The sequence below is a fragment of the Pseudomonas sp. W3I7 genome (assembly GCF_030816095.1).
Classification (GTDB): Bacteria; Pseudomonadota; Gammaproteobacteria; order Pseudomonadales; family Pseudomonadaceae; genus Aquipseudomonas; species Aquipseudomonas salomonii.
Map to the genome: position 1 here is coordinate 6,225,435 of NZ_JAUSXP010000001.1, position 13,224 is coordinate 6,238,658.

Here is a 13,224-nt window from a genome sequence, read left to right on the forward strand (position 1 = left end):
TTAACCGCGCTTGTAGACGATTTCCTTGGTGCCGCCTTCGCAGCTGCCGACGACTGTGTGGTCGCTGGGTGCCGCGCCTTTATCTACCACTTCCAGCGAATAACTCGAGGCGCCCTTGGCGTCGATTTTCGCTGCAATTTCGCTTTTCAGTTCGTCACAAGGCTTGCCCGCCGCCAGGGCAGTGCCCGCAATGCTCAACAAACCTACCGCTAACAGGAACTTCTTCATCCGTTACTTTCCTTGCGCTGATCGAAAAGAGCGTGCCGACGCTTGTGGCGTCGGCACCCAATGGTTGTAGCGCAGGTTATGGCAATCGGCCAGTCAGCAAGTTCAACCCACGGGATCAACTACTGGCAATTCGGAATCCCACCTTGAGCGTGACCTGGAAGTGCGCGGCCTTGCCGTCCTTGATGTGACCACGGGTTTCGGTCACCTCAAACCACTCCAGGTGCTTGATGCTCTTGTGCGCTTCGGCGAGGGCATTGTTGATGGCATCTTCGATGCTGGTGGTCGAGGAACCGACCAGTTCGACTTTCTTGTAGGTGTGATGATCAGACATAACGTTTCTCCTGAGGTCTCTAGTCAGCGTAGCAGTGAATGTTCGTACTGCTTCTGGCGACCATTCCCACTCGAAAGTTCAGAATTACTGCACTTTCTGAAAACCCAGGAGTCGGTATCTACACATGCCACTCAATCATTTCAGGAGAGTTCCACATGGCCAACACTTCTTTACGCAAAGCGTCGCTGGAAAGCATGGAAGCCGAGATTTCGAGCCTGCTCAAGTCCCTTGAGAGCCTCAAGGACGATGCGTCCGATGAGTCGCGCAAAACGCTGAAGGCCCTGAAAAGCAATGCCGAGAATGCCCTCAAGCATTCCCGCCACCTGATCAGCGATGCCTACGAAGAAAGCAAAGTCAAAATCCGCGAAACCAGCGCGGCAACCCGTGACTACGCACAAGAGCACCCATGGACTACCGCCGGCGTTGCCGTTGGCGCGCTGGGCCTGCTGGCGGCTTACCTGCTGTGCAAACGCGGTGACTAAACGGGTTGGCGCAACAGCTCAGCCTTGAGCCACTGCGCCAACTGACCCGCGCGCCCATCTGCGGCGCGCTTGGGTAGCCACAACGCCAGGTGCGCCGGGGTTTCACTGAAACCCCACGGCGCCACCAGGCGACCCGCTCGCAGGTCCTCTGCCACCAGCGGCTGCGGCGCAATCGCCACACCCAAACCTGCCACCGCCGCCTCCAGCAAATAATACAAATGCTCAAAACCCTGGCCGTGCTTCAACGCGCCGGGCTCAATGCCGTGTTGCTGCGCCCAGCTGGGCCAGGCTTGCGGGCGTGAGGTGGTGTGTAACAAGGCTTCACCGCAGAGGGCTTGGGGCGGCGCCTGGCGCAGGCGTTCGTAACCGACAAAACGCGGGCTCATGACCGGGCCAATGCGCTCGCTGGCCAGCTCATACACCTGCATGTCCGCTGGCCACGGCGGCTCAGCAAAAACCAGCAAGGCATCGAGGCCGGGGCGCCGCGGGTCGAGGTCGCCATCACCCGCCGATAGATGCAAGCGCAGGTCGGGCAGGTCTGCGTTCAAGCGGCCCAGGCGCGGGATCAGCCAGCGTGCCAGCAAACTGCCCGAGCAGCCGAGCACAAAAGGCGCGTCGGCGCTGGCCTGGGTCAGCTCGGCGCAAACATCCCTTAAACGCTCGAACGCTTCGGCGCTGGCGTCCCTGAGCCGGACGCCTGCATCTGTGAGTTTAAGGCCGCGCCCATCCTTGGCGAACAGGCTGACGCCCAAGTGCTCTTCCAACACCTTCAACTGGCGGCTGACCGCACCATGGGTTACATGCAGTTGCTCTGCCGCCTGGCTGACGCTGTTCAGGCGGGCGGTAGCCTCAAACGCACGCAGGGCATTGAGGGGCGGTAGGTCTCGGCTCATCTGTGAGTTTTCCTGACAGGTTGCGGCGATCTTATCGGTTTTCAGCGTCGAGCGTCAGGGGTAGAGTGGCCGTCATCGCCTCTCCTCACCTTCTTTCCTGGAGCGCCCCATGACTCAGTCCCAGACCGACCTTCGCAACGGCCCCGACGCCAACGGCCTGTTTGGCGCGTTCGGCGGCCGCTACGTCGCTGAAACCCTGATGCCGTTGATCCTCGACCTGGCCCGCGAATACGAAGCGGCCAAGATCGATCCTGCGTTCAACGAAGAACTGGCCTACTTCCAACGCGACTATGTCGGGCGTCCAAGCCCGCTGTACTACGCCGAGCGCCTGACCGAGTTCTGTGGCGGCGCCAAGATCTACCTCAAGCGCGAAGAGCTCAACCACACCGGCGCGCACAAGATCAACAACTGCATCGGCCAGATCCTGCTGGCGCGGCGCATGGGCAAAAAACGCATCATCGCCGAGACCGGCGCGGGCATGCACGGCGTGGCCACCGCCACCGTGGCGGCGCGCTTTGGCCTCGATTGCGTGATCTACATGGGCACCACCGACATCGAGCGCCAACAGGCCAACGTGTTCCGCATGAAGCTGTTGGGCGCCGAAGTGATCCCGGTCGTGGCCGGCACCGGCACCCTTAAAGACGCGATGAACGAAGCCCTGCGTGACTGGGTGACCAACGTCGACAGCACTTTCTACCTGATCGGCACCGTGGCTGGCCCACACCCGTATCCTGCAATGGTGCGCGACTTCCAGGCCGTGATCGGCAAGGAAACCCGCGACCAACTGCAAGCCCAGGAAGGCCGCCTGCCGGACAGCCTGGTGGCGTGCATCGGCGGTGGCTCCAACGCCATGGGCCTGTTCCACCCTTTCCTGGATGACACCAGCGTCGAAATCATCGGCGTTGAAGCCGCCGGCCACGGTATCGAAACCGGCAAGCACGCCGCCAGCCTCAACGGCGGCGTACCGGGCGTGCTGCACGGCAACCGCACCTTCCTGCTGCAGGACGACGACGGCCAGATCATCGACGCCCACTCGATTTCCGCCGGCCTGGACTACCCAGGCATCGGCCCTGAACACGCCTGGTTGCATGATATCGGCCGCGTCCAATACACCTCGGTGACCGACGACGAAGCCCTCGAAGCCTTCCACAAATGCTGCCGCCTGGAAGGGATTATTCCTGCACTGGAAAGCGCCCATGCCCTGGCTGAAGTGTTCAAACGCGCACCGACCTTGCCGAAAGATCACCTGATGGTGGTCAACCTGTCCGGCCGTGGCGACAAAGACATGCAGACCGTAATGCACCATATGGAACACTCTCAACAAGAGCAGTCAAAGCAGGAGAAACACTGATGAGCCGCCTGCAGACCCGTTTTGCGCAACTGAAAGAACAAAACCGCGCCGCCCTGGTGACTTTCGTCACCGCCGGCGACCCGGGTTATGACACCTCGCTGGCGATCCTCAAGGGCTTGCCCGCCGCCGGTGCCGACGTGATCGAGCTGGGCATGCCCTTCACCGACCCGATGGCCGACGGCCCGGCGATTCAACTGGCCAACATCCGTGCGCTGGAAGCCAAACAGAATCTGCTGAAAACCCTGCAGATGGTCCGCGAGTTCCGTAAAGACAACCAGGACACCCCGCTGGTGCTGATGGGTTACTTCAACCCGATCCACAAATACGGTGTGCCCACGTTTATCGCCGACGCCAAAGAAGCCGGTGTCGACGGCCTGATCGTGGTCGACATGCCGCCTGAGCATAACGGCGAGCTGTGCGACCCGGCCCAGGCCGCAGGCATCGACTTTATCCGCCTGACCACGCCGACCACCGACGACGTGCGCCTGCCGACCGTGCTCAACGGCAGCTCCGGTTTTGTGTATTACGTGTCGGTAGCCGGTGTGACCGGTGCCGGTGCCGCTACCCTGGAACACGTCGAGGAAGCCGTGACCCGCCTGCGTCGGCATACCGACCTGCCGATCAGCATCGGCTTTGGTATCCGCACCCCGGAACAGGCCGCCGCTATCGCGCGCCTGGCAGACGGTGTGGTGGTCGGTTCGGCGCTGATCGATCACATCGCCACTGCGAAAAATGATCAACAAGCGATCGATGGCGTATTGAGCCTCTGCGCGGCGCTGTCGGAAGGTGTCCGTAACGCCCGTAAGTAAGCGGCGTGTAGCAATGGGTAAAGTTCCTGATACAGAGGAATCATCTGGGTAATCCAGTACCTAAACTGACAAGACCAAGGGATTTCGAGCCTCGTTCGAAATCCCTTTTTTGTTCGTGCAGTACTGAGGAAAACCCCCATGAGAATGCCTAAACGCTTGATCGCAGGTCTTGGCGTGTTGATGCTCGGCGCAAGTGCCCTGGCGCAAGCCGCGCCGCCCGATCAACGCGGTGATGGCCCAGGCCGTGGCGGCCCGCAAGGCCAGTACGAGCAACATGGCGACGACCATCGCGGCCCACAGGATAACCGTCGTGGCCCGCCGCAGGACTTCGGCCCGGTGCGCCAGGTGATCCGTGACCACCACAACGACTTCCGCCGAGGCGCGCCACCACCACCTGGCGTGCGCCTGGTGCGGGGCCAACCGCTGCCGCGCAACTACTACGGCGAACGCCTCGACAACCGCGCCCTGGCCCATCTGCCGCAATACCCTGGGTATGAATGGCGCCGGTCCGGCGGCGATATCGTATTGATCGCCATTGGCACCAGCATCGTCTATCAAATCCTGGATGGCGCCCTCTACTAGCCCAGGAAAGCTTTTGTGGTGAGCGGGCTTGCCCCGCGTTGGGGTGCGAAGCGCCCCCAAAACCTGACAACACGGTTTCATCTGGAAAAACCGCAGTGGCTTTATTGGGGCTGCTGCGCAGCCCAACGCGGGGCAAGCCCGCTCGCCACAACAAGCCCGCTCGCCACAAGGGTCAATCGACCGCTGAATATCAGGTTTACAGCTCTATGCGCTCAACCTTGCCCACCAGCAACACGTAGGAAAGCGCCCCCAGCAACGCCAGCACCGCGATATAGGTGATCGCCGGCGCAAACGAATCCCCACTGGCCAGAAAGCCAATCACTATCGGCGTGGTAATCGCCGACAAGTTGCCGATGAAGTTAAACACCCCACCCGTCAGCCCCAGCAACCGCGCGGGCGCCAGGGTCGACACCAATGACCAGGTGATCGATGCCAAGCCATTGCCAAAGAACGCCACCGCCAGAAACGCGATCACCCAGGCCGTCGAGTCTACATAGTTGGCGCCGATGATCGCCGTGGAAATCAGCAACCCACCAATGATCGGCAGCTTGCGCGCAAACCCTACCGACGTGCCCCGGCGAATCAGCCAATCAGAAAAAATCCCCGAACACAGCACACCGATAAACGCAGCGAGAAACGGCAGCGAGGCGAGCAAACCGGACTTGATGAAGTCCATGCCGCGGTATTTCACCAGGTAGGTCGGGAACCACGTCAGGAAAAACCACAGCGTCGAGTTCAGGCAGAACTGCCCCAGGTAGATGCCCCACAGCTTGCGCTTGCTCAGCACTATCCCGAGGTCGACCCAACTGAACGGCGCCTTGACCGCTTTCGCCTGCATATCCACCAGGCCGCCGCCGTCGCGGATCAGCTCGATTTCTGCCGCATTGGCGCCTTTGAAATCTTTCGGCTCGCGGTACACCGCGTACCAGATCAACGCCCACAGGATGCCGACGCCACCGGTGGCGACAAACACCATGTGCCAACCGAACGCGTGCTGCAGCCAAGCCAGCACCGGCGTCAGAAACGCCAGCCCGACAAATTGCCCGGACGTGTAAACGCCAATCGCGGTGGCACGCTCGCGCTCGGGAAACCAGGTGGTGACCACGCGGCTGTTAATCGGGTAAGCCGGTGCTTCCAGGGCACCGACGGCCATGCGCAGCACAAACAGCGCGATAAAGCTGGCCGCAAACCCCAGCATCACCGTGGCGATGGACCACAACAGCAGGGCAGCGGTATAGAGAATGCGCGGCGGCACGCGGTCCACCAGCCAGCCGCCGGGAATCTGCATGGCGGCGTAGGTCCAGCCGAACGCGGAGAAGATCAGCCCGACATGCACCGGGTCGATCCCCAGTTCGCTGGTGAGCGCCGGGGCGGCAATCGACAGGTTGCTGCGGTCGAGGTAGTTGATCACCACGGTGATAAACAGCAGCACCATGATGAAGAAACGCTTTCTGCTAGGCGTGACGAGAGAAGCCTGCCCGGTGAAGGATTCAGGGTGCATGGGGGGTTGCCTCTTCTTGTGATTATTGAGGACCGGAATGGGGCCTGACTGAAGAAACTGGATCAAAAATGTGGGAGCGGGCTTGCTCGCGAATACGGTGTGTCATTCAACACACCTGGGACTGAACTACCGCATTCGCGAGCAAGCCCGCTCCCACACTTGACCGCATTCCTTCAGTGAGCAATCACCACTCGGCAAAGCTGCCGTCGGCATGCCGCCAGATCGGGTTGCGCCAGCGGTGGCCGATGGCGGCGCGTTCGATCACGTATTCCTCGTTGATCTCAATGCCCAGGCCCGGCCCGTTGGGGATCTTCACGAAGCCTTTGTCATAGTCGAACACGCCTGGGTCGCGCACGTAGTCGAGCAGGTCGTTGCTCTCGTTGTAGTGGATACCCAGGCTTTGCTCCTGAATAAACGCGTTGTAGCAAACCGCGTCCAATTGCAGGCACGCCGCCAGGGCAATCGGGCCCAGCGGGCAATGCAGGGCCAGGGCCACGTCGTAGGCTTCAGCCATGTTGGCAATCTTGCGGGTTTCGGTGATGCCGCCGGCGTGGGACGCGTCCGGCTGGATGATGTCGACGTAGCCTTCGCTGAGCACACGCTTGAAGTCCCAACGGGAAAACAGCCGCTCGCCCAAAGCAATCGGTGTGCTGGTCAGCGGCGCCAGCTCTTTGAGCGCTTCGTAGTTTTCACTGAGCACCGGCTCTTCGATAAACATCAGTTTGTACGGGTCCAGCTCTTTCATCAGCACCTTGGCCATGGGCTTGTGCACGCGGCCATGGAAGTCGACGCCGATGCCGACGTTAGGCCCGACGGCATCGCGCACAGCGGCCACGTTGGCCAGCGCGAGGTCGACTTTTTCGAAACTGTCGACGAACTGCAATTCTTCGGTGCCATTCATCTTCACGGCGGTAAAGCCACGGGCCACGGCCTCTTTGGCGGCGCGGGCGGTGTCGGCGGGGCGGTCGCCGCCGATCCAGGAATACACGCGGATCTTGTCCCGCACCTGGCCACCCAACAGGTCGCTGACCGACACGCCGAGCGCCTTGCCCTTGATGTCCCACAGCGCCTGGTCGATACCGGCGAGGGCACTCATGTGCACCGCGCCGCCCCGGTAGAAGCCGCCGCGATAGAGCACGGTCCAGATGTCTTCGATATTGCGTGGGTCTTTGCCGATCAGGTAGTCGCAGAGTTCTTCGACGGCGGCGGCCACGGTGTGGGCGCGGCCCTCCACCACAGGCTCACCCCAGCCGGTCACGCCCTGGTCGGTCTCGACCTTGAGGAAGCACCAGCGCGGCGGGACGATAAAGGTGGTCAGTTTGGTGATTTTCATCTTCTTATCTCTCTTATCGATGCAGCGCCAGGGGCGCAAACCTTGAGTTCAGTTAAGCGCGTTCCAGGCCGCGACATAGGCCTGGGCATTGCTCGCCACTTGGTCCACCGACATGCCCGGTTTGAACAACCCGGAACCCAGGCCGAAACCCTTCGCGCCCGCGTCGAAATACACCTGCATGTTGTCGGGTGTCACGCCGCCCACCGGCAGCAGCAAGGTGCCGGTGGGCAATACCGCCAGCCACGCCTTGATTACCGCCGGGCCCATTTGCTCGGCCGGGAACAGCTTCAATACATCCGCGCCTTCGGCCAACGCGGCGAAGGCCTCGGTCGGCGTTGCCACACCCGGCGACAGGAACAAGCCCGCCGCCTTGGCGGCACGCAATACCTTGGCATCGCTGTGGGGCATGACAATCACTTGGCCACCGGCGGTTTTGACCTGCTCGACCTGTTCCGGGGTCAACACGGTGCCCGCGCCGATCAGGCAATCGGCGGGCAAGGTGTCGCGCAGGGTGCGGATGCTGGTGTAAGGGTCCGGCGAATTCAGTGGCACTTCGATCACGCGAAAACCGGCCTTATAGAGCACTTGGCCAATCGCCTGCGCTTCATCCGGTCGCACGCCGCGCAAAATTGCGATCAAACCGTTGTGTGCGAGTGCTTGCTTGAGCATGTCAGGCCTCCTGTACAGGTTGAGTGAGCCCAGCGGCGACGGCCAACTGCCACAGACCGCGCGCGGTGGCTTCCTGGGCGAGGCTGACGTGGGTAAAGCCGCTGAGGGCAAGGGCGCGTTGGTAGCAGGCGCAGAGTTTGGCAGCGCCGACCAGAACGATAGGCGTGTGTTTGGCCTGCTGTGGCAAACCGGCGAGTTCGTGGCCGATCAGCAGGCCGGACAGATAATCGGGTTGTTCGTCGGGTGCCAGTTCGCCGGTCAAGCCCAGCGTACGGGCGCTGAACAAGGTCGACAGCACACCGCGCCGGCCATCCTCCGAGAGCGCCACGCGCACGCCACGATCAAAGGCCTCGCCCTGGAATTGTTCGGACGGTTGCTGGGTACGCCCGAGAATGCTGTGCTTGCTGAGTACCGCAAACACCTCGCCGGTCATAAAGGTGTCGAAGTGGGTGATGCAGCCTTCAACCACCTCGACCCATTTGGAATGGCTGCCCGGCAGGCCGATCAACACGTCGGCGCCCAGGCCTTGCAGCACACCCAGAACCTGGGTTTCTTCGCCGCGCATCACATTGGGCAAGCCGACCCGCTCGATCACACCCGGCACAATATGCACCTGCACCCCGCGCAGGCTGCGCACAGGGTGCAAGGCCTGGCCGAGGCTGGCGACGTCGACGGGTGTTTGGCGGTAAGCCGCTTCGCTCCAGCCTTGTGCGCTGCCGACCATGCCGCAGGCAATCACCGGCAGGCCGGGCTGCGCGTCGAGCCAGTCGCCGCAGGCCGCATCGAACGCCAACTCAAAGCCGTCACTGCACAGCACGCCAGCAATGACCCGGGGTTCACTGGGCAGGTGCATGATGCCGAACGCCAAAGCGCGCTGTTCGAGCACGCAGCCAGCCGGGCCGAGTTTGTAAGCACGAAGGGAGCTGGTCCCCCAGTCGAGCGCGATCAATTGCGCCTGCATCGCTTCACCTGAAATGAGTGGGTGCTGAAAAAGCTGATGGGCGAATATAAACCTACGGCTGGCAATATCTCAATATATAAATAACAGTCCCATATAATGGGACGTGACAATAAAAAATCCCATCGCCTTTGCACAAGGTGATGGGATTGGTGTCAGCAGTGGTTAAAAAACAGACAGGTTCAGCTCGCGCATCGCGCCCATCCAGATCGCGTAATCGGTGTGATCCTTGAGGTCATCGCCGGTGTCCGGGTGCAGGAACACCACCAGCCCATCACGATGCAGCGCCAGCCAGGGCAACACCACGCCAATGTATTCCGGCTCGAATGCCAGCTGGCAGCTCCAGTCCGGGTGCGGGCCAACCGGCTTTTCGTGTACACGGCCCATGCTCAGCGGGAACAGCTTGGCCGCGTCCTCGCAGAGCTTGCCGCGCCTGCTCGATGGTGCTGGCGTCAAAGTAGATATGGGCGTGGTAGCCCTTGATACGTTGCATGGCGAAATCCGGATCCAATATGCGCCGATCCTAGACCGCAATCGACGGCAGGGCCAGCCCGGTCAACGACTGCGCGCTGCTGGCTTGCTCGGCCACCAGCCAGTCGACAAAGCGTTCGACCAATTGCCCCCGGCGTTTGCGCTGGGGCTGCACCACGTAATAACCGAAGCGCGAGATCACCGTGTCGCTGATCGGCCGGCACAGCCAGTTCTGCTCCAGCAGGTTATCCACCAAATGGCGCCAGCCGATGGCCACGCCCTGGCCGGCAATCGCCGCCTGGATCAGCAGGGTGTAATTGTCGAAGCGCAATTGCCCAGGCGTAGGCGCCGTGGTGATGCCCAACTCACGAAACACGCCGCTCCAGTCGAACCACTGGCTGTTGTTTTCCTGGCGCAGGTGCAACAGCGGGTAATCGTGCAGATTTTGCACCGTCAGTGGCGTGGATTGAGCCTTGAGCCACTGCGGGCTGCACACCGGAAACACTTCCTCGTTGAACAGCCACAAGCTCTCGCCCTGCTTGAAACGACCATCGCCAAACAATACCGCCACGTCGATATCGCTGCGCAACGTGGCGTGGTTGCGCTCGCTGGTCACCAGGCTCACATCCACCTGCGGGTTGGCCTGGTGAAAGCGATGCAGGCGCGGCATCAGCCAGTAGGCGGCGAAGGCGAAGTCGGTGGCCACTTGCAGCACCTCGTGCTGGTCCTGCTGGGTGATTGCGCTGAGGCCCTGGTTGATGGTTTGCATACCGCCTTGCACATGCTCGAAGAGCAGCGCGCCCGCATCCGTCAGTTCGATGCCTCGGTAGATGCGATCGAACAGGCGGATCGCCAGCTGTTCTTCAAGGCGCTTGATCTGCTGGCTGATGGCCGGCTGCGTGGTGCCCAACTCCATCGCGGCGGCGGTAAAGCTACGATGGCGCGCCGCTGCTTCAAAGGCACGCAGCAGGTCGAGGGACAGATCACCGAGGGCTTCATACATAAGCTGCGCTTATCCTAGACATTGCTTTTCATGGGCTTTACCCCATTTTCCATGGGCCGCATGCTCATTCGCATAAACACCGCCTATGGAATGCCGATAGATCATGAAGCGCAAGAACATTCTTTTCATCATGGCCGATCAAATGGCCGCGCCGATGCTGCCGTTCTACGGACCTTCCCCGATCAAGTTGCCGAACCTGAGCCGCCTGGCTGCAGAGGGCGTGGTGTTTGATGCCGCCTACTGCAACAGCCCGTTGTGCGCGCCTTCGCGTTTCACCTTGGTCAGCGGCCAGTTGCCGAGCAAGATTGGCGCCTACGACAACGCAGCAGACTTCCCCGCCGATGTACCCACTTATGCCCACTACCTGCGCCGCCTCGGTTACCGCACGGCGCTGTCGGGCAAGATGCACTTCTGCGGGCCAGATCAATTGCACGGTTATGAAGAACGCCTGACCAGCGACATCTACCCCGCCGACTATGGCTGGGCGGTGAACTGGGATGAGCCGGATGTGCGCCCCACCTGGTACCACAACATGTCCTCGGTGCTGCAAGCCGGGCCGTGCGTGCGCACCAATCAGCTGGATTTCGACGAAGAAGTGGTGTTCAAGGCCCAGCAGTATCTGTTCGACCATATCCGTGAAGACGGCAACCAGCCGTTCTGCCTCACCGTGTCGATGACGCACCCGCATGACCCATACACCATTCCCAAGCCATTCTGGGACCTGTACGACGACCACGACATCCCAATGCCAGCAATCCCCGCGCAAGGCGATCTCGACCCACATTCCCAGCGCCTGCTCAAGGTTTACGACCTGTGGGGCAAGCCGCTGCCTGTAGACAAGATCCGCGATGCGCGCCGCGCGTATTTCGGCGCGTGCAGCTATATCGACAGCAACGTTGGCAAACTCCTGCAAACCCTGGAAGACACCGGCCTGGCCGACGACACGATCATCATCTTCTCCGGCGACCACGGCGACATGCTCGGCGAGCGTGGCCTCTGGTACAAAATGCACTGGTTCGAAATGGCCGCCCGCGTACCGCTGCTGGTGAGTGCGCCAGGCCAGTTTGCGGCAGGCCGCGTGAGCAAGGCCGTGTCCACCGCCGACCTGCTGCCCACCCTGGTCGAGCTGGCCGATGGCGAACTGGACCCACGCCTGGCGCTGGACGGCCGCTCGCTGGTCCCACACCTGCAAGGGCAGGGCGGGCACGACGAAGTGTTTGGCGAATACATGGCCGAAGGCACCATCAGCCCGCTGATGATGATTCGGCGCGGCGCCTACAAATTCATCTACAGCGAAGACGACCCTTGTCTACTGTTCGATGTACACAATGACCCGCACGAGCGGGAAGACCTCAGCCAGTCACCGGAACACCGGCCACTGTTCGAGGGGTTTTTGACTGAAGCGCGGGCCAAATGGGACATCCCGGCGATCCACCAGCAGGTGCTCGCCAGCCAACGCCGTCGCCGCCTGGTGTTCGAGGCGCTGACCCAAGGCAAGCTGAAGAGCTGGGATCACCAGCCACTGGTGGACGCCAGTCAGCAGTACATGCGCAACCATATCGACCTCGACGACCTGGAGCGCAAGGCACGTTATCCACAACCCTGCCAAAACCAATAAATAAACAGAGGGAAGGCCATGCAAAAGTTAACGGTGATACTCGGAGTCTTGGCGTTGAGCAGCGCCAATGTTTACGCAGACACCAGCTGTGACACGGTGAAGATGGCCGATCCAGGCTGGAGCGATATCGCCGCCACCAATGCCATCACCGGTTTTCTGTTGAACGGCATGGGCTACAAGGCCAAGGTCGACACCTTGGCGGTGCCGATCACGTTTGGCGGGCTCAAAGATGGCCAGGTGGATGTGTTCCTGGGCAACTGGATGCCGGCGCAGCAGGGTTTCTACGACAAGTTCGTGGCCAATGGCGATGTGGTGCAACTGGCGAAAAACCTCGACGGCACCGAGTTCACCCTCGCCGTGCCGGACTATGTGTGGGACGCCGGTGTGCATGATTTTGCCGACCTGAACACATTTGCCGACAAGTTTGACAAGAAGATCTACGGCATCGGCTCCGGCGCACCGGCGAATATTTCGCTGCAGGAGATCATCAAGAAGAACGACTTCGACTTGGGCCAGTGGAAGCTGATCGAGTCGAGCGAGCAGGCGATGCTGGCCGAAGTGTCGCGGGCGGTGAAAAAGCAAAAGTTCGTGACCTTCCTCGGCTGGACGCCACACCCGATGAACGTGCAGTTGAAGATGCATTACCTCAAAGGCGGCGAGAAGTATTTTGGTGACACCGGCAGCGTGTATACCTTGACCCGCAAGGGTTATGCACAGGCCTGTCCGAACGTAGGAAAGTTGCTGACCAACCTGAGTTTTACCCAGGCGATGGAGAACAGCATCATGGCCCAGGTGGTGAACAGCAAGGTCAGCAATGCCGAGGCGGCGAAGGCGTGGATCAAGGCTAACCCGGCGGTACTGGATAAGTGGCTGGATGGGGTGAAGACCCTCGACGGCAAAGATGCACTGCCTGCCGTAAAAGCCAAACTCTAAGACCTTACACAATCCCGAATGGGAAAAGGCTTGTGTGGGAGCTGGCTTGCCTGCGATACAGA

Annotated in this window: 14 protein-coding genes and 1 pseudogene; 6 read left to right on the forward strand and 9 right to left on the reverse strand. The window is 61.1% G+C overall.

Annotated elements, in window-relative coordinates:
• Together QF043_RS28465 and QF043_RS28470 are read right to left on the reverse strand one after the other, a co-directional pair.
• Positions 1-228 carry a DUF1161 domain-containing protein gene (locus QF043_RS28465; RefSeq protein WP_307421046.1) on the reverse strand — a complete coding sequence of 76 codons (228 nt, stop codon included), beginning with the start codon at positions 226-228 and terminating at the stop codon, positions 1-3.
• A gap of 115 nt (positions 229-343) precedes the next feature.
• Positions 344-559, reverse strand: a complete 216-nt coding sequence (locus QF043_RS28470) for a dodecin (protein WP_017477941.1) — start codon at positions 557-559, stop codon at positions 344-346.
• Between the two features lie 155 nt (positions 560-714).
• On the opposite strand from QF043_RS28470, the gene QF043_RS28475 reads away from it, so the two are divergent.
• Complete coding sequence (locus tag QF043_RS28475; protein ID WP_003187304.1) at positions 715-1,041, forward strand: YqjD family protein; 327 nt, start codon at positions 715-717, stop codon at positions 1,039-1,041.
• Here the strand turns inward: QF043_RS28475 and QF043_RS28480 are convergent.
• Entirely contained in the window at positions 1,038-1,934 is an 897-nt protein-coding gene (locus QF043_RS28480; protein WP_307421047.1) for a LysR family transcriptional regulator, read from the reverse strand. The genes QF043_RS28475 and QF043_RS28480 overlap by 4 nt on opposite strands.
• A 109-nt stretch (positions 1,935-2,043) precedes the next feature.
• On the opposite strand from QF043_RS28480, the gene trpB reads away from it, so the two are divergent.
• The 3 genes from trpB (at position 2,044) to QF043_RS28495 (ending at position 4,676) form a co-directional block, all read left to right on the forward strand.
• Entirely contained in the window at positions 2,044-3,285 is a 1,242-nt protein-coding gene (trpB, locus tag QF043_RS28485; RefSeq protein WP_307421048.1) for a tryptophan synthase subunit beta, read from the forward strand.
• Complete coding sequence (gene trpA / locus QF043_RS28490; protein WP_058420549.1) at positions 3,285-4,094, forward strand: tryptophan synthase subunit alpha; 810 nt, start codon at positions 3,285-3,287, stop codon at positions 4,092-4,094. Before trpB ends, trpA begins: the two co-directional genes overlap by 1 nt.
• A 138-nt stretch (positions 4,095-4,232) precedes the next feature.
• Positions 4,233-4,676, forward strand: a complete 444-nt coding sequence (locus QF043_RS28495; protein ID WP_307421049.1) for an anti-virulence regulator CigR family protein — start codon at positions 4,233-4,235, stop codon at positions 4,674-4,676.
• A 196-nt stretch (positions 4,677-4,872) separates the two neighbouring features.
• Here QF043_RS28495 and QF043_RS28500 read toward each other — a convergent pair whose 3' ends face one another.
• From QF043_RS28500 to QF043_RS28525, 6 genes and pseudogenes are all read right to left on the reverse strand, one after another.
• Positions 4,873-6,177, reverse strand: a complete 1,305-nt coding sequence (locus QF043_RS28500; protein ID WP_307421051.1) for an MFS transporter — start codon at positions 6,175-6,177, stop codon at positions 4,873-4,875.
• A 184-nt stretch (positions 6,178-6,361) separates the two neighbouring features.
• Positions 6,362-7,510, reverse strand: a complete 1,149-nt coding sequence (gene dgoD, locus QF043_RS28505) for a galactonate dehydratase (RefSeq protein ID WP_065931997.1) — start codon at positions 7,508-7,510, stop codon at positions 6,362-6,364.
• Positions 7,511-7,558: 48 nt separating this feature from the next.
• A complete protein-coding gene (locus QF043_RS28510) occupies positions 7,559-8,179 on the reverse strand; it encodes a 2-dehydro-3-deoxy-6-phosphogalactonate aldolase (RefSeq protein ID WP_307421052.1) in 621 nt (206 codons plus the stop codon).
• Between the two features lies 1 nt (position 8,180).
• The gene (locus tag QF043_RS28515) at positions 8,181-9,140 is read right to left on the reverse strand and encodes a 2-dehydro-3-deoxygalactonokinase (protein WP_307421053.1); all 960 of its coding nucleotides are present in this window, start codon (positions 9,138-9,140) and stop codon (positions 8,181-8,183) included.
• A gap of 162 nt (positions 9,141-9,302) precedes the next feature.
• Positions 9,303-9,630: pseudogene (locus QF043_RS28520) on the reverse strand (DOPA 4,5-dioxygenase family protein).
• Positions 9,631-9,660: 30 nt separating this feature from the next.
• Entirely contained in the window at positions 9,661-10,611 is a 951-nt protein-coding gene (locus QF043_RS28525; protein ID WP_219337531.1) for a LysR family transcriptional regulator, read from the reverse strand.
• Positions 10,612-10,714: 103 nt separating this feature from the next.
• Between QF043_RS28525 and betC the strand changes: the two genes are divergently transcribed.
• Both betC and choX read left to right on the forward strand, forming a co-directional pair.
• Complete coding sequence (gene betC, locus QF043_RS28530) at positions 10,715-12,229, forward strand: choline-sulfatase (protein WP_307421054.1); 1,515 nt, start codon at positions 10,715-10,717, stop codon at positions 12,227-12,229.
• 18 nt (positions 12,230-12,247) lie between these two features.
• A complete protein-coding gene (gene choX / locus QF043_RS28535; RefSeq protein WP_307421055.1) occupies positions 12,248-13,162 on the forward strand; it encodes a choline ABC transporter substrate-binding protein in 915 nt (304 codons plus the stop codon).
• The last annotated feature ends 62 nt before the right edge of the window (positions 13,163-13,224 follow it).